General features: G+C 61.8%; 13 protein-coding genes. All 13 read right to left on the bottom strand.

Annotated elements, in window-relative coordinates; translation table 11 throughout:
• Window positions 1–10 precede the first annotated feature (10 nt).
• Window positions 11–1168, bottom strand: coding sequence for an N-acetyl sugar amidotransferase (locus tag APAU_RS05380; protein WP_006300705.1), 1158 nt, complete (start codon window positions 1166–1168; stop codon window positions 11–13).
• 4 nt (window positions 1169–1172) lie between these two features.
• Window positions 1173–1799 carry a pseudaminic acid biosynthesis-associated methylase gene (locus APAU_RS05375; protein WP_006300704.1) on the bottom strand — a complete coding sequence of 209 codons (627 nt, stop codon included), beginning with the start codon at window positions 1797–1799 and terminating at the stop codon, window positions 1173–1175.
• 36 nt (window positions 1800–1835) lie between these two features.
• Window positions 1836–2546, bottom strand: coding sequence for a pseudaminic acid cytidylyltransferase (gene pseF / locus APAU_RS05370; protein WP_006300703.1), 711 nt, complete (start codon window positions 2544–2546; stop codon window positions 1836–1838).
• Window positions 2528–3550 carry a UDP-N-acetylglucosamine 4,6-dehydratase (inverting) gene (pseB, locus tag APAU_RS05365; RefSeq protein WP_006300702.1) on the bottom strand — a complete coding sequence of 341 codons (1023 nt, stop codon included), beginning with the start codon at window positions 3548–3550 and terminating at the stop codon, window positions 2528–2530. Before pseB ends, pseF begins: the two co-directional genes overlap by 19 nt.
• Before the next feature lie 109 nt (window positions 3551–3659).
• Complete coding sequence (locus APAU_RS12540; RefSeq protein WP_232207772.1) at window positions 3660–3932, bottom strand: flagellar protein FlaG; 273 nt, start codon at window positions 3930–3932, stop codon at window positions 3660–3662.
• A 207-nt stretch (window positions 3933–4139) separates the two neighbouring features.
• The gene (locus APAU_RS05355) at window positions 4140–6467 is read right to left on the bottom strand and encodes a flagellin N-terminal helical domain-containing protein (protein ID WP_006300700.1); all 2328 of its coding nucleotides are present in this window, start codon (window positions 6465–6467) and stop codon (window positions 4140–4142) included.
• Between the two features lie 98 nt (window positions 6468–6565).
• Entirely contained in the window at window positions 6566–6838 is a 273-nt protein-coding gene (locus APAU_RS12535; RefSeq protein WP_232207771.1) for a flagellar protein FlaG, read from the bottom strand.
• A gap of 207 nt (window positions 6839–7045) precedes the next feature.
• On the bottom strand, window positions 7046–9379 hold the full coding sequence (locus tag APAU_RS05345) for a flagellin N-terminal helical domain-containing protein (protein WP_006300698.1): 2334 nt from the start codon (window positions 9377–9379) through the stop codon (window positions 7046–7048).
• Window positions 9380–9457: 78 nt separating this feature from the next.
• Window positions 9458–11725: a motility associated factor glycosyltransferase family protein gene (locus APAU_RS05340; protein WP_198004036.1), complete on the bottom strand. Its 2268-nt coding sequence runs from the start codon at window positions 11723–11725 to the stop codon at window positions 9458–9460.
• 579 nt (window positions 11726–12304) lie between these two features.
• Entirely contained in the window at window positions 12305–12556 is a 252-nt protein-coding gene (csrA, locus tag APAU_RS05335; protein WP_006300696.1) for a carbon storage regulator CsrA, read from the bottom strand.
• Window positions 12556–13086, bottom strand: a complete 531-nt coding sequence (fliW, locus tag APAU_RS05330) for a flagellar assembly protein FliW (RefSeq protein ID WP_006300695.1) — start codon at window positions 13084–13086, stop codon at window positions 12556–12558. The genes csrA and fliW (APAU_RS05330) overlap by 1 nt, the downstream gene beginning before the upstream one ends.
• Before the next feature lie 76 nt (window positions 13087–13162).
• A complete protein-coding gene (gene fliW / locus APAU_RS05325; RefSeq protein ID WP_006300684.1) occupies window positions 13163–13669 on the bottom strand; it encodes a flagellar assembly protein FliW in 507 nt (168 codons plus the stop codon).
• 31 nt (window positions 13670–13700) lie between these two features.
• A complete protein-coding gene (gene flgL / locus APAU_RS05320; RefSeq protein WP_006300682.1) occupies window positions 13701–16766 on the bottom strand; it encodes a flagellar hook-associated protein FlgL in 3066 nt (1021 codons plus the stop codon).
• Window positions 16767–16784 lie beyond the last annotated feature (18 nt).

The raw sequence follows: 16784 nt of genomic DNA, 5'->3' as shown, positions 1-16784 counted from the left end.
CGTCACTCCATCAGCGACAAGCATCCTCCGCGTCATATTTCTTGATGAGGTTTCCCCTTCTATCTTTCTTCAGATCTCCCTTTGAATCCAGGACAAAGAGCTCCTTATTTGTGTAACGATCACATAGTTCTATAAAATCGCCCACCGTCAGTTCCAGAGGATCAAGAATGGCCTCCAAGGGTTTACCAAGATAACTCCAGGGAAATTTTCCGTCCAGGCGTCGCACGATGGCGCAGGCATCTTCTCGGGTCATGCGTCCTCTTCGAACGTGCAGAGAAGTTAGATCAGAAGTTCGCCCGAACCCAAACTTCAGGAATTTAAAATAATCGTGGACTCCAGTCTGATAGTTGTCCAGGTTCTCATAGTTCACACAAGATCCTTCGATAGCGCTGGGATACGTCGTCAAACCGTGGGCCTGAGAGATGAGGGCATTGGAGTATCCGTCCCAAGGGATGTAATGCCCCAGAAAAATACCCGTCACCCCGACACGGGCCATTTCTTCGTCGCTCGGGTAGGTATAGGGAATCAGGTGTTTGGCCTCCAGCCCCTCCGTGCCGATCAGATCGGAAATCGTAAGCCCCAGCAGTCCGCCAAAGCGCTCCAGCCATTTCCGAGTGAGCACGTTGTTTTCCGATGCTGCGGCGGGACCTCCATACTCGTTTTGCGAGTTCTCTCCCCAGACGATGAGGGGGACACCAAACTGGACCGCCGCCCTTACGGGGATGGTGAAAATCGAGGCATGTTCCGGCCAGGAAATATCCCCCACCCGTAAGAGCCCGATGCGATTTAGGCGACGGCGGATTTCCCTGTTGGTAGTGAATTCCACATAATCCACCCCAAGGTTCTTCAGGTTCTCAATGTTCCGTCGCCCTATGTCTGAGAGATCACAGGTCGTGGCGGTGACACAGAGAGGATTGAGTCCCATCTGAAGCATCCGCACCACCTGGTAGGTGCTGTCCTTCCCGCCGCTTACGGGGACGATGCAATCCCAGGACGTACCGTTGCGGGAACGATAACGCTCCAACAGCTCCTCCAGTTCTTTCCTCCGGGCATCCCAGTCCACTTCCGTGCGCCTCTCGTAGCTACGGCAGGCGCTACACACCCCTTCCTCATCCAGGGACAAGTCCGGGCGCGTGTCCGGCATGACACAACGCTTGCAATACTTCATTGTTTTACCTCTCCTTTCTTTCCATCAAGAACCAATTGATGTCATCCTGTGGGAAAAGAACATCGCGATGATAGACAAATCCATAATCAACCAATCGATACTCTTGGTGGACCTCCAAAAACTCTCCCGCAAAATCCCGTTTAAAGAGAAACCCCTCCTGTCCTCGGTAGGGAATCTCCACCGGACAGGGGTTGTAGTACTCCGCCATGAGGACATACTTCGCCGATGCGGAGGCCATCAGATCGTAAACCCCCCCCAGCACCTGAGGGTTCAGGTGGATCAGAACTCCTCTCGTGAACACCAAATCCCATGTCCGCTGAGGGCGAAAATCGAGAATCGAAAGGGCATGAACCTCTGCCCGTCCCCACTCTTTCAACAGTTCCGCAGCCCGCCCATTGATCTCCACTCCATGGAGGTCCATGCCTGGCACAAGAGCATCCAAAGCCCGCAGATTCAGCCCGATGTTCGCTCCCAGCTCCAGGACGGATCCCAACGGCCCCGTCCCCCTCAGGACTTGGGCCCAAAAAGGAAGCAACCGGGCCAAGTGGAGGGGGTCACAGTTGCGATCCACATAACCATCACCGAAGGTCTCAGCCCAAAACTTTTCCTGTTCCGTACGGTACGCTGCCATCCGTTTCACATCCCTCTCTAGAAAAGTGCTGGGCAACTAGGATTCCAGACCAGAAAAACGATTCCTCAAGCAATACAGCTCCTCTGCAAAAGCCCAGTCTTCCGGTGTATCCAGATCCACCGTTTCATAGACCCCAAGAGGCAGAGGGAGGGCAGCTCGAAAGAGAAGCGGTTCCTCCGCCCCGTCAGATGAAGAAGACACACGCATCCAGTAGGCCTGTCCCGCATCGTGGTATACCAGATGCTCATCCTGAGTCCGCCGCAGGCTATGCTCCGGGAAAAGCCATCGCAGCATTCCCTTCTCCTCCAGCACAAGAGCTCGTTGCACCGGATGGGGATAGGGAGTCACAGTCACCACAGACCTCGCATCGGGATGCTCCTCCAGAAGGGTCTTCCCGCGAACCAGGGTCGCCGGAGTCAGAAAAGGAGTTGCCGGGTAGATACAGCAAAGCATGCGGGGGGTGAAACGCGCTTCCCATCGCAGGTAATGACGGATCACATCCTCCGTGGTGGAAAAATCCCCCGCCAACTCTGTGGGGCGGCGGAAGGGGACCTCCGCCCCACAGGCTTCCGCGATCCGAGCGATGTCCTCATCCTCCGTGGAGACCACGATGTGATCGAAAACCCCGCTCTCCATCGCCGCTCGGATGGGGTAACCGATCATGGGGAGCCCCGCAAAGGTACGGACATTCTTGCGAGGAATTCTCCTGCTGCCTCCTCGAGCAGGGATCAGTGCGACGACGGACATGTTTCCTCCTCGCAGTGCCTTCGGATCAAGGCACGAATCTCCTCCACGCAAAGGATGCAGGGGTTGTTGGCGGAGTTGTACTCGAAACCCTCCGGCACCGGTCGGCCCTCTTCTCCAAGGGGGTTGCGCGCAAAATCCAGGTCCCCTCGGAAGGGCACAGTGGGGCGGATCACATAGTGATCCGCAAACTCCAGGGTATTGTGGGCATCGTCCTTGGGGCACATGATCTCGTGAAGCTTCTCTCCGGGTCGGATGCCGATGTCCCGCAGGGGCATCCCGGGCGCAAGAGCCTCGGCAATGTCCACCACCAGGGCACTGGGGATCTTGGGGATGAACAGCTCCCCTCCCTGCATCCGCATGAAAGCCTTCTCGACGAACTCCACCCCCTGCTGCAGGGTAATCCAAAAGCGGGTCATGGCCCGATGGGTGATGGGCAGTTCCTCTGCCCCTTGGGACAAAAGCCGCTGGAAGAACGGCACCACGGAGCCCCGGGACCCCAGCACATTGCCGTACCGAACGGCGGCAAAGCGGGTACGCCCCTTTCCCACCAGGTTGTTTGCCGCAGTGAAAAGCTTATCGGAGCAGAGCTTCGTGGCCCCGTAGAGATTGATGGGATTGGCCGCCTTGTCGGTGGAAAGGGCCACCACCCCCTGCACATCGTTCTCCAAAGCGGCGGCGATGACGTTATGCGCTCCCTCCACGTTGGTCTTGATACACTCCATGGGGTTGTATTCCGCTGCGGGAACCTGCTTGAGGGCGGCGGCGTGGACCACGTAGTCCACCCCCTTCATGGCCAGGGCCAACCGTTCCCGGTCTCGGACGTCCCCGAGGAAGTAGCGCATACAGGGAGCGTCGAACCGTTGTGCCATTTCGAACTGCTTGAATTCATCTCGAGAGTAGATGATCACCCGCTCCGGCCTATCTTCTGCCAGAAGGTGCCTCACAAAGGCTTTACCGAAGGAACCGGTCCCTCCGGTTATGAGAATGCTTGCATTTTTGTTCATCCTTTTCCATCCCCCTGCAACGGGTATTATACCTTTCTCTGCGGACAAAATAAGACCAGAGAGAGGAGGCACGAAGACCTCCCTCTCTGGTCTAGGGGCTGAGCAAAAACTAAAACTTCTTGTCGAACAGGGCCCCCAGCATCTCGTTGATGTTCTCGATGAGGCTCACGATCTCATCCGGGGGGATCTTGCGGATCACCCTCTGATCCTGCAGGTCGATGACCTCGACTTGGTACAGATCCGCTTCTTTCTTGTAGCGGAACTTGATGTCCCGCCCGAAGATCCGGGACATCTCCTCCGCCTTCTGGAACAGCTCGTCCAGTTCCTTCGCTCCGTAGGATACTTCGGGTTTCGTGGAGCTTTCCCGGGCATCCCGCCTCACGTCTGGGGAGAGCGGGTTGGTTTGGGGTAGGAGGAGTTCAGGGCCCGCTCCCTGGGACGGAGAGGCGGAGGCGAGAGGGCTGGCGTTCATGCGGAAATCCATGCGCATCGGTCCTCACCTTCCCCGCTGGTTTCTCGTCACACGGAGGTCTTCAAAGGGGGGGCGGGGAAACCCCGCCCCCCGAAGAAGCGCCTGTCCCTTCTACCTTTACCGCAGCAGGCTCAGGACGGCCTGAGGCAGCTGGTTCGCCTGGGCCAGCATGGAGTTGCCCGCCTGCATGAGGATGTTCAGCCGCGTGAAGTTCATCATTTCCTTCGCCATGTCGAGGTCCCGGATGCGGCTCTCGGCGGCGGTGAGGTTCTGGCCTGCCACGGTCAGGTTGTTGATGGTGTGCTCCAACCGGTTCTGGTAGGCCCCCAGGCTGCTGCGCTGGGTGGACACCCGGTCGATGGCGTTGTCGATGATGGTGATGGACCGGGCGGCGGACTCGCGGTCCGTCATCAGCACGGAGTGGACTCCCAGGGCGCGGGCTCCCATGTTGCCGATGTTGGCCCCCATGTCTTCCTTCTCGTTGGCACCGATCTGGAAGACCGTGGTGTTGTCCGCCAAGTGAAGGATGGTCTCGTAATTGTTCGTGTCACGGGTGAGACGGAAGCTCTTGGCGCTGTCGCTCCAGGCCACCGCCACGTTCGCCATGGCGTCGAACTCCATGTCCACGTTGGGGTGCACCACGCCGTAGAGCATGTTCCCCGTCACCTTCACGTTGCTGGCGATGGTGTTGCCGCTGTGGGCGTCCTGCACCGTGACCCGGTACTGGCTCTCGCTGGAGTTCTGGATGATGTTCAGGCTGAGGGCCTTGATGACGTCCTCGTCCCCCGCGAAGTTCAGCGTCCCCGCCTTGCCGGCGATGACGGAGCGGATGACGAAGGTGCCCTCCACGGATTCGGGGGAGTTGGTCGTGGCGTTCTCCACGAAGTCCACGAACCGGTCCGTGTTGCCGCTCAGGTACTTCGCCTGGCCGAGGCCGAAGGCGATGGCGTCGTTGAACTTGGTCTCCACATCCCGCAGGGTGTCGGTGGAGTTGAGGGTGACCTTGATCTGATTGCCGTCCCCCTGGGTCAGGACGATCTGCTGGGCGTCCTCCAGGAGGAAACGGCCGTTGGCGTCCCAGAACTTGTCCAGATCCCGAAGCTGCACGTCTCCCTTGGCCACCTGGCCCACGTAGGCCGCCTGGAAGTGGCCCAGGCCAGGAGCCGCGGCGGCCCCGAAGGCGGTACCCAGGGTGAGCACCAGGTCGGATTCGTAGAGGGTGCCGTTGGCGGTGTTCAGGTAGAAGTCCCGGAAATGCACGTCCTTGCCGTGAACTCCAGCGGCATTGAGAGAGAAGGTGCGATCCACCAAGGTCTGTCCCGTAGCGGCACCCCAGGCCCCATCCCAATCGGGGTTCACGGTGCCCGAGATGGTCACGGACGCATCCGCACCAGCCGTCCCCACAAAGGAAACGACGATCTTGTCCCCCAGAGCATACTGGGACGCGCCATTGGTACCATCAGCAGTACCGATGGCGATGGTGTTGCCAACACCCAGCCCCAGGGAGGAGAAGGTGATCGCGGCCGTGCCCACCACCAGGTTCTCGTTGGTGAGGGTGTTGACATCTCCGTCCACTTCCAGGAGGTTGGAGACCCCCCGGAAGGTCACCTGGTTCGTGGAGGTGTTCACCGCCACCACTTCCAGGTAGATGCTGGCACCACCGATACCCGCCGCTGCGCTAGCGGCCAACGCCAGCACAGCCGTCGTCCCGTACTGTTGCGATGCAGCCAGCGCTCCAGCAGCCGCCGCCGTCGTCGCGGAGATGTTGTAGGTCCCCGCAGGGAGGTTGTCCACCCGGATGTCCTGGAGTCCGTTGGCCTCGTCCTTGGTGACTTCCATGATCACGTTTTTGTGCTTGATCTTGAAGATGTCCGTCTTCTGGATCTCCGCCTGCCCCGGGTCGGCGATGATGCCGATCTTGTAGTTCCCCTCGGCGGCGTTCTTCTGGCCGAACTGGTCCACCGTGCGCAGGCCGCCCCGGATGAACGCCTTGGTGGTGAGCTTGTCGGAGGACCACAGGGCAGCGGCGGAGCCGTCCAGCAGCTTCTTCTTGTTGAACTGGGTGGTGGAGGCGATGCGGTCCACTTCCTGCTTCAGCTGCTCCACTTCGTCCTGGATGTACCGGCGGTCCTGGCTGGTGAGGGTGTCGTTGGCCGCCTGGACCCCCAGCTCCCGCATGCGCTGCAGGATGGAGTGAGTCTCGTTGAGGGCACCCTCGGCAGTCTGGATCATGGAGATGCCGTCCTGGCTGTTGCGAACCGCCTGGTCCAGCCCGCGGATCTGGGCCCGCATCTTCTCGGAGATGGCCAGCCCCGCAGCGTCGTCGGCGGCGGAGTTGATGCGCAACCCCGTGGAGAGCTTGTTGATGGACTTCTGCAGGGCGTTGTTCGTGCTGCTCAGGGAATTGTAGGCGAACAGGGCAGGGATGTTCTGGTAAACTCTCATGCCTATCGACCTCCTTGTGGTCGTCGTGACGGCTTCCGTGCCGTCAAGGGGTTGGGAAACGGGCGCACCGTGCGTGGGTCCTACTTAGGGCACGTACCTTAGAACTTCTTGTCGAACAGGGCCCCCAGCATCTCGTTGATGTTCTCAATGAGGCTCACGATCTCGTCCGGGGGGATCTTGCGGATCACCTTCTGGTCCTGCAGGTCGATCACCTCGACCTGGTAGAGATCCGCTTCCTTCTTGTAGCGGAACTTGATGTCCCGTCCGAAGATCCGGGACATCTCCTCCGCCTTCTGGAACAGTTCGTCCAGTTCCTTCGCTCCGTAGGATACTTCGGGTTTCGTGGAGCTTCCCCGGGCATCCCGCCTCACGTCTGGGGAGAGCGGGTTGGTTTGGGGTAGGAGGAGTTCAGGACCCGCTCCCTGGGACGGAGAGGCGGAGGCGAGAGGGCTGGCGTTCATGCGGAAATCCATGCGCATCGGTCCTCACCTTCCCCGCTGGTTTCTCGTCACACGGAGGTCTTCAAAGGGGGGGCGGGGAAACCCCGCCCCCCGAAGAAGTGCCTGGTCCTTCTACCTTTACCGCAGCAGGCTCAGGACGGCCTGAGGCAGCTGGTTCGCCTGGGCCAGCATGGAGTTGCCCGCCTGCATGAGGATGTTCAGCCGCGTGAAGTTCATCATTTCCTTCGCCATGTCGAGATCCCGGATGCGGCTCTCGGCGGCGGTGAGGTTCTGACCCGCCACGGTCAGGTTGTTGATGGTGTGCTCCAACCGGTTCTGGTAGGCCCCCAGGCTGCTGCGCTGGGTGGACACCCGGTCGATGGCGTTGTCGATGATGGTGATGGACCGGGCGGCGGACTCGCGGTCCGTCATCAGCACGGAGTGGACTCCCAGGGCGCGGGCTCCCATGTTGCCGATGTTGGCCCCCATGTCTTCCTTCTCGTTCGCGCCGATCTGGAAGACCGTGGTGTTGTCCGCCAAGTGGAGGATGGTCTCGTAATTGTTCGTGTCCCGGGTGAGGCGGAAGCTCTTGGCGCTGTCGCTCCAGGCAACATCAACATTGGCCATGGCGTCGAACTCCATGTCCACGTTGGGGTGTACCACGCCGTAGAGCATGTTCCCCGTCACCTTCACGTTGCTGGCGATGGTGTTGCCGCTGTGGGCGTCCTGCACCGTGACCCGATACTGGCTCTCCGTGGAGTCCTGAATGACATTCAGGCTGAGGGCCTTGATGACGTCCTCATCCCCCGCGAAGTTCAGCGTCCCCGCCTTGCCGGCGATGACGGAGCGGATGACGAAGGTGCCCTCCACGGACTCGGGGGAGTTGGCCGTGGCGTCCTCCACGAAGTCCACGAACCGGTCGGTATTCCCCGCCAGGTACTTCGCCTGGCCGAGACCGAAGGCGATGGCGTCGTTGAACTTGTTCTCCACATCCCGCAGGGTGTCGGTGGAGTTGAGGGTGACCTTCACCTGGTTGCCGTCCCCCTGGGTCAGGACGATCTGCTGGGCGTCCTCCAGGAGGAAGCGGCCGTTGGCGTCCCAGAACTTGTCCAGATCCCGAAGCTGCACGTCCCCCTTGGCCACCTGCCCCACATAGGCCGCCTCGAAATGCCCCAGCCCCTCCGCCGTGGCAACGGCAAAGGACGTGTTGAACGTGAGCACCAAATCGGACTCGTAGAGGGTGCCGTTAGCGGTATTCAGGTAGAAGTCCCGGAAGTGCACGTCCTTGCCCTGCACGGCGGTGGCGTTCAGGCCGAAGTTGCGGTCCACCAGGGTCTGTCCCGCCGTGTTGCCCCAGGTCCCCTCCCACTCGGGGTTCGTGGTGCCGGAGATCAGCACGTTCACCGTGGCGGTCCCTTCAGCAGGACCCGCGTAGCGGAGGACGATCTTGTCTCCCAGGGAGTAGGCGTCGGAACCGTCTGCCCCGGCGGAACCCAACAGCAAAGTGTTGCCGGTGCCCAGGCCCAAGGCGGAGAGGGTGGTGGCCGCAGCAGTACCCACCACCAGGTTCTCGTTGGTGAGGGTGTTCACGTCCCCGTCCACTTCCAAAAGGTTGGAGACCGCCCGGAAGGTCACCTGGTTCGTGGAGGTGTTCACCCCCACCACTTCCAGGTAGACGCTGGCGCCACCGATCGCCGTCACGGCTGCCGCAGCAACCGTCAGCGCAGCGGTGGTCCCGTAGGTCTGCGCCGCCGTAAGGACAGCGGCAGCAGCTGCTCCCGAGACGGTGACGTTGTAGGTCCCGGCGGGGAGGTTGTCCACCCGGATGTCCTGCAGCCCATGGGACTGGTCCGTCGTGACGTTCATGATCACGTTCTTGTGCTTGATCTTGAAGATGTCCGTCTTCTGGATCTCCGCCTGCCCAGGGTCGGCGATGATGCCGATCTTGTAGTTCCCCTCGGCGGCGTTCTTCTGGCCGAACTGGTCGATGGTGCGCAGGCCGCCCCGGATGAACGCCTTGGTGGTGAGCTTGTCGGAGGACCACAGGGCAGCGGCGGAGCCGTCCAGCAGCTTCTTCTTGTTGAACTGGGTGGTGGAGGCGATGCGGTCCACTTCCTGCTTCAGCTGCTCCACTTCGTCCTGGATGTACCGGCGGTCCTGGCTGGTGAGGGTGTCGTTGGCAGCCTGGACCCCCAGCTCCCGCATGCGCTGCAGGATGGAGTGGGTCTCGTTAAGGGCACCTTCGGCGGTCTGGATCATGGAGATGCCGTCCTGGCTGTTGCGCACCGCCTGGTCCAGCCCGCGGATCTGGGCCCGCATCTTCTCGGAGATGGCCAGCCCCGCGGCGTCGTCGGCGGCGGAGTTGATGCGCAGCCCCGTGGAGAGCTTGTTGATGGACTTCTGCAGGGCAGTGTTCGTGCTGCTCAGGGAATTGTAGGCGAACAGGGCGGGAATGTTCTGGTAAACTCTCATGTCTATCGACCTCCTTGTGGTCGTCGTGACGGCTTCCGTGCCGTCAAGGGGTTGGGAAACGGGCGCACACTTCTTGGGTCAATCTCCCGGAACCACCTCGCCTTCCTGAAGATCCACCGGTTGGGTATCGGCGGTCTGGGTGAAGACCTGTAGCCCCTGCTCCTCAAGATAGGCCTGCATTTCCGGGGGCCAGGAAAAGCCCTTCTGCGCCAGCAGGCCGCGCCTGCTCCAAAGATCGTCCAACGCTTCGCGAGAGGCCTTGGCGATGACTGGATCCGCGGCAAAGCGACAGTTCAGGGCAGTGCGCAAAAGCCAGTGGGCCATGGGCACACAGGTACCCGGGTAGGACTCGAGTCCCTCATCCAGCATGCTGCGGACCCACCGCAGGGCTTCCGGAAGGTTCCGTTTCGTCAGAGCCTCCTCCGCACGATTGCGATGCAGCAGGAGACGAAGAGTCCGGTCCTGAAAGGGGGTCACCTTGCGGAAGCGCTTCAGAAAATCCCGTTGCTCTTCCAGGAGGTGACGACGCAGTCGTTCCAGCTCCACCCTTTGGTCCGGGGAATCGGAAAACTCCCCCACGCTTTCCAGAACTTCCAACGCCTCCGCGTACAAAGGGAGCTCGCAGAGGTCGTGGGAGCCCAGCATACGGGCCCAATCCAGGAAGAACGCGGCGATGGACTCCCTCGGAGCCGGCAGGCCTTCCAGGGATTCATAGGCCCGCTTCATGATGCGGCGAGCCTCGAAAGAGCGCCCTTGGCAGGCTAAGAAGCGAGCCGCTTCCCAACGAAGCTGTGGCGGCCAGCAGCCTTCCTCCAGGTCATGGGCGCAAAGATAGCGGGAGAGGAAACAAGCCTCGGGAGATCTGAGATCCGTGACCTCCTGCCCCAGAAAAGCGGAAAAACGGGGCTGTATTTCCGTTGCTTCCGGCCACGCCCCCTCTTCCGAGGATTCCAGTACGGGACGCAGGTACTCCAGCCATTGGCGCAAAAAGGCTACACCCACGCGATGGGCCTCCACCATCTCGCGGTGAAGTTGCACCCACTGGTCCACCTGTTCCACGGTTTCCAGGAAACGCAGCTCCGCAAGGGACGCTCCTGCCATATGGGTATAACTCTGCCCCACGAAAGAAACCACCGGATTGGAACGATGGCACTCGTCCAACAGGTCCGCAACAGCTCCTCCCAGCTCTTGCCTTCGCTTGGCTGTCAGGGCCGGAGCTGCGGCTCGCGAAACCGTCTCCTCGATCTTTTCCAGGAGGGTCTCCACTCTATTGAGGGCGTCCAATTCCTGACCAATTCGGTCCCTGATCTCTTGTATTCGGTCCACTGCAGGAAAAAATCCTTCCAGGGAATCATTTTCCATTAAAAAAATCGGCTCGTTCGAGAGACAAGAACATTCCCTGCGGATGTAATCGTCAAAAGGCTCGATTTTCATGCCTTCGATGTAGGCCCCACCTTCCGTGCAGTCAGAGACGGCGATCCTCGTTCCAAGTGCCGAAAGAAGCCTCTCAAACATTTGCAAAAAACTCAACCAAATGACGTTTGTCTCGACCTCATCTCCAAGGGAACCGGGAACGCAAATACGATCCCTGGTTTTTTCGTCATTCATCAAAGCCTGAGGCAAAATCCCCTTTGCATGGGTATCCCCTTCTTTGGAAAAGGCCAAATCCAGCCCGATAAAGGCTATGGCGGACGCCCGCATAAGCGAAGCAAAGGAGAAAGCCATGTGTGCAACAGACATCCCGGAGATCATGATGGTTCCACCCAGGATTTTGCCCACCAACCACCGGTCTGTGGGGCTCTCCGCCTTGCCCACCACGATACACGGACCCGGCCAACGCCCCGCCATAAGGGGATGGCTGACGGATTGGCAGACCAAGAGGATTTCTCGGGCTTCCTGGGGAAATTCCTTCAGGACCTGAGGGACATACACTTCGTAATTCAAGAAAGGTCTTTCGATGGAGGTCACCACGTGGGGACGAATTCCCCGACGCAGCAGTGGGAGGAGCACCGTGTCGCAGGCCACGATGACGCAGCGGTCCTCCATGCCCACGAGCTGTTCCACGTTCTTGTCCAGAGAAGGACCTGCAGCCACGCAGACGAAGGGCTTGCCCTCGAAGCGGGGCTTGAGGCTCTCCAGGGTGGGATTGGCGAGGATGCGCGGGGTGTTGAGCGCTCCGTGGCGCACCCCCAGCAGGGTGTCCTCCGGGGAGTTCCCCAGCATGGTCAGGCGATAGAGGATTTCCTTTTTGATGGCATCGAAGAGCTGGTGGTCCGAGCGGGTTTCGTCCAGCCCCCGGTGGACCACCAGCTCCGCGTCCCCAAGGGGGAAGATGCCCAGGGGCACCACGTTGTGGGCAAAGGCCTCGTCCAGCAGGGCCCGGTCCTGGTCCACCAGAAAGCTGATGCGGCACCCCCGGGGCAAGGCCTGGTAGACCGACGACTTCGCCAGGGTGTGCAGCAGAAGTTCCCACGACGGCTCCACCACCACCACGGACAGAGCGGAGGGGGGAAGGCTCCGCAGGACCTGGATCAGATAGGGTGGGTATCCCAGCCCGTAGACGAGGAAGACCCCCTTGGTCGACCGAAGCGGGCCGGGGGTGCCTTGGGGTTCGAAGAAGGGCTTTTCCCCAAGCCCTTCCACCCAGCGTCCCTGGGATGTTTCCTTCAGGGTCGGCTCTGGAGGCAGGCCTTTTTCCCTCAGGTACGCAGAAAGACGCGACGCCAACCGGGGCTGCACTTTGGTGAGGATATCCAGGTTCTTCTTCAACTGGGCCGGAAGCTCCACCTCGCGCCCTCCTTTTCCATTCGTGGATTTCGTGGTTGCCGTGCCCCCCGCAGGGTCGAGACAGAAGCGTTTTTGCCACGACCGGGTGCAAGAGGACAAGGCTGAAACAGCTTTCCTAGGGGCTGACCTCGGCAGATGTTATTGCTTCCCACCTCTGAGGTCTGCGGGCAGCTTGCCCAGCAGATCCCCCAGGTCTCCTCGAAACGCTCCCTTCGCCGCGGAGGCGTTCTCTCGCTCCACCGCCTCCAGCAGCTCCTTGCGCCAGATCTTCACGGACTTGGGGGCCACGATGCCGAGGCGCACCACGTCGCCTCGGATTTCCACGCAGTGGATCTCGATGTCCGGACCGATGGAGATGGACTCTCCGGGCTTGCGCGAGAGGACCAGCACTAGGCCCCCTCCTCTTCGCCGTCTACCACGGGATGAAGGATTCCGGATCGCTCTGCCGGGGCCGGTTCCTCTGCCGCCGTCCCCCCAAACCGGGCGCGGGCCTCCGGCGGGAAGACGGGGTGTCGCACCCCGTAGTCCTCGTTTGCCGCGATGACCTGGGTCCCCAGGCGCTTGACGTGGTTCAGGACGATGGGGGCCCGAAGGTTCGCCGTCATGTCCCAAAGCGAGGAGGCAGGGATGGACAGCACCAGGAAGAGGGCCATGTCCTCCTTGCCCGCGCACTCCAGCACCTCCAGCTCCTCCGCGGGGATGCGGGCGTTGTAGTCCCCCCGGACGAAACCGGGGGGGCACACGGGCAGGGCCACATCCCCGTCCGCCAGGCTCTGGAGCCACTTCACGGGGCTTTCGTCCTCCCCCACGAACACCCATTCCCGATGATCCTCGAAGGCCGGGATCCCCAGGGGAAAATGAACCACATCCTCTTCGGCGACCTCCAGGGTTCCGAAGCGGGCTGTTTCCAGCTGTCTCAAAGGACGACACCACCTGTCTGCATCCATGATTTGCCCATAGAAGCCCCTCCCCAAGGGGAGGGAACGCAACGGCTCCTCACCGAGCCTCGCCCTGTTTTCCCGACGAAGCTCCCGGACCGGGGCGCAGCAGCGACACGGGACCACCTGCACCCGGGTCGGGGGGGAAGACGGGGTGTCGAACCCCGTAGTCCTCCTCGGGAAGCAGCACCTGTATGCCCGTCCGGTTCACGTGATCCACCAGGATGGGAGCCTGCAGGTTCGCCGTCATGGACCAGGGGGCATTGGGAGGGATGGTGAGGACCACCACCAAGGTGAAGTCCTCTTCCTTCGCCCCACCGGGGAGGGGGAGGCCCTCCGCGGACACCCGCACCTGGTAGTTCGGGTCTACGAACCGGGGAGAGCACACGGGCAACGCCACTTCGCCGTCGAGCAAGCTCTGAAACCATTTGAAGGGGTTGTCGTCCTCCCCCACGAAGACCCATTCCCGATGCTCTTCGAAGGCCGGAAGCCCTTTGGGGAACCGAATCACCGCATCCTCCTGGATCTCAAGGGAGCCGAAACGAGCGGTTTCCACGGTCCTCACGGGGAAACACCACCTTTCACCGTGCTTGCCTCTATCGCAGGAAATCCACCAGCGTGGGCTGGACGATCTTGGAGATCACCGCGAGGCTGGCCTGGTAGACCGCCTGAGCCATCTGGAACTGGGTAGCCGCCTCCGCCAGGTCCACGTCGGAGATCTTGCTCTGGAGCTCCGTGAGGTTCAGGTTGTTCTCCTTGAGCCGCGACTCGCTGTTCTCGTAGCGATTCACCAGGGCGCCGCATTCGGTGCGGCACTTGAGGAGGTTGTCCCCCCACGCCGTGACCTTTCCCAGGAGGAAATTGGAGATCCCCAGGCGGTCCTCGCCCTTCACCGCCGCGATGAGATCGTCCAGGACGCCGAAGAAGTCCTGTCCCTTCTGGTTGGCGGCGGTGCGCACCTGCACCTGCTGGTTGAAGGGCCCCTCGCCGCCCCGGTTGGGCGACGTGATCCCAGGGGCAATGCCGATGGGGTTGGCCAACGTGGTCCCCGCCGCTTCCACCGTGACCTGGTAGCCCCGGGGGGAGGAAAGCACCAGACGGCGATCGCCTGCTCCCGCGTCCACCACCTGGGCCCGCAGGTCCTGGGCCTGGAAGCGGCTGTTGATGAGAGCCGCCAGCTCGTCGATGTTCGCCGCCACAGAGGCAGGGGGAGGGGGAGGGGGGGTGGCATTCTCGTCGAACAGGTCGATGGTCTGGGTGACCCCGTTCACGGAGAGGGTAAGCTGGTCCCCCGCCGCGGCGGTCCAGCCGGACACGTTGACATTGCTGCGCAGAGCCGTTCTCAGTCTGAAGGTATCGGCGGCGCCCCCGGAGACGTCGTAGATGGACAGGGGGCTTCCATCCTTGGCTGCCAGAGCGAGGCGCACCTCTCCCCCTCCGGGAGGGGTCTGCACGGTCTGATCGAAGTAGGACACGTCCAGCCAGTCCCCGGTGAGGCCGCGGATCCGATCGCTCAGGCTCTGCAGGGTGTCCGTGGCCAACACCGATACGTCCACCGACCGCCCCTGGGTCTGGATCCGCAGGGTTCCCGTGGCTCCCGCCTGGTCGCTGCCCACGGCGACGGTGCTTCGCACTCCCGCCTGGATACCCAGCTGCTGGGCCACGCCCCCGGTGAAGGCCGCATAGGCGGGGTCTCCGTAGCCCCGGTCGACGATCCGCACGGGCTCCCCGGTGAGGGAAAGCAGCGCCACGGAGCCCCCAGGTCCACCCGTGAGGGCGTCCACATCCAACAGCTTGGTCCCCGCCTGCTCGTTCACCTGGGAGGCGATGGCTCCTAATACCAGCTCCGCTGTGTCGGCCTTCCGGCAGACCTTGACGGTGAAGGATCGGTCCCCCACCTGGACGTTCATCAGGGCGGGCATGTTCTCGTCGAAGGCCCCGGCCCCGTCGCTGGGGTAGGTCACCGTTCCCGCTCCCCGAAGGGCCGTCTCCACTCCCATCTGTCGGGCATAGGAGACGGCGGCTCCCGCCTTTTCGCCGTCGTACACCACCAGGGGGGCACCGTCCTTGGTACGAAGCACCAGCCGCTGGGTGGCCGCTTCGAAGTTGGCGCCGCTGTTGCCCAGGGGATCGGGGGTCGGTTTGGTGCCGTCGGGGGCATCGGTTTCCACCACCGCCTCCACCCAGTCCCCCATGACGGCGGTGATTTGGGTGGCCAACTCCTGCAAGGTGAGGTTCGGGTCGCTGTTGATGAAGATCTCGCCCTTGCGGTCGCCGCTTTGGAACTTCCAGTGGAGGGCCCCGTTCGCCGCGGTGGTGTTCACGTTCCACGTCGGGACGAGCTCCGTGGACTTGAGGGCCGTTTCGATACCCAGCAGCCGCCCCAGATCGATGTGGCTGTGATCGGTGTTCTTATCCACGGGATTTGACGAGACCGTGTCTACAGAGCCGAAGAGGTTCCGGACATTACCCGTAAGCTTGATCTGGTACGGGGTTCCTGGAGCTCGGGCCACAACCTCCAGCCATTGGTTTGCCCCGTCGGCGTTGTCGGAGGCCCAGATCCCCGGGACGGACCGCAGTTTGGCGGCGATGTCCGCCAGGGTGTCCCCCGCGGCCACCTTGACGTCGTAGGTGACTCCGTTGAGAAAGTCCACCGTCATGGTGCTGTCCGCATCCGCCACGAAACCGGCGGGCACATGGGTTCCCCCGATCCCCTGGGCCAGCTTCTGCTGGTCCGTCTCGGGCCAGGTGGTGAGACGCACGGGCTGCCCGTTGTGGCTTTTGACCACCAGACGCTGGACCCCCCGGGTTTCATCCTTTTCCACGGTCACGGAGACGAGGCGCTTGACGTTGCCCATCTCCATGCTGTCGTTGATGGCCTTGGCGATGTCGTCCAGGGTGTAGCCTTCCTGTTCCCCCGGGTCCCGGTACCGGTTGAAGTCCGTGGGGTCGTCGATGTTGTCCAACTTCTCGTCCTGCCACTTCTCCGGCAGCCGGGCCTTGACCATCTGGTCCCCCACCTGGAGCTGGAGGATCTCGTCCCGCCCTTTCCAGAGAAAGTCCATGCCCACCTCGACGCTGCGGAGGGTGTACTGGGTGTCGTTCGCAGGGAAGATGTCCCGTCCGTTGAAGGAGACCTTGCCTAGCTCCTGGCGCTCCATCTCGAACTGCACGGAGTCCAGGCTGCCCTGGTAGATCACCTTGCCGCTTGCGTCCCGCACGAAGGGGCGAATCCCCGTGGAGAGTCCGGAAAGGAGGAAGCGTCCCTCCACCTCGTAGTTGGCGGCGCAGCGCATCTCCTCCTGGAGCTGTTCCAGCTGCTCCGCGATGGCCCCCATGTCCACGTCCGCCAGCCCCCCGTCCCCGGCGTAGATGGCCAGCTGACGCACCTGCTGGTAGACGTTGGTGATCTGGTTGAAGGAGGTCTCGGTGTTCTTCAGCCAGGTGACCCCGTCGTCGATGTTGCGCTGGTACTGGACGTTCTCCGTGATGGTGGTCCCCATGGCCAGGGACCGGGTCACGTCGATGGGGTTGTCCGAGGGCTTGGAGAACTTCTTCTGCGTGGCGATCTGATGCTGGATTTCCAGCATCCGGGCCAGGTTGTTCTGCATGTCCGTGAGCATCATCTGTTGCATCATGGGGTTGCTGACGCGCTGCAGCATGGACCACACCTCCTAGAA

It is taken from the genome of Aminomonas paucivorans DSM 12260, from assembly GCF_000165795.1.
GTDB classification, from domain to species: Bacteria; Synergistota; Synergistia; order Synergistales; family Synergistaceae; genus Aminomonas; species Aminomonas paucivorans.
The sequence above is the reverse complement of the archived record's forward strand: the minus strand, read 5'-3'. Positions and strand labels throughout refer to the sequence as shown.

Coding starts and splice junctions, on each gene's coding strand:
- APAU_RS05355 (WP_006300700.1), bottom strand. CDS start 6,467: ATGAGAGTTTACCAGAACATCCCTGCCCTGTTCGCCTACAATTCCCTG.
- pseB (WP_006300702.1), bottom strand. CDS start 3,550: ATGAACAAAAATGCAAGCATTCTCATAACCGGAGGGACCGGTTCCTTC.
- APAU_RS05345 (WP_006300698.1), bottom strand. CDS start 9,379: ATGAGAGTTTACCAGAACATTCCCGCCCTGTTCGCCTACAATTCCCTG.
- flgL (WP_006300682.1), bottom strand. CDS start 16,766: ATGCTGCAGCGCGTCAGCAACCCCATGATGCAACAGATGATGCTCACG.
- pseF (WP_006300703.1), bottom strand. CDS start 2,546: ATGTCCGTCGTCGCACTGATCCCTGCTCGAGGAGGCAGCAGGAGAATT.
- APAU_RS05380 (WP_006300705.1), bottom strand. CDS start 1,168: ATGAAGTATTGCAAGCGTTGTGTCATGCCGGACACGCGCCCGGACTTG.
- APAU_RS05375 (WP_006300704.1), bottom strand. CDS start 1,799: ATGGCAGCGTACCGTACGGAACAGGAAAAGTTTTGGGCTGAGACCTTC.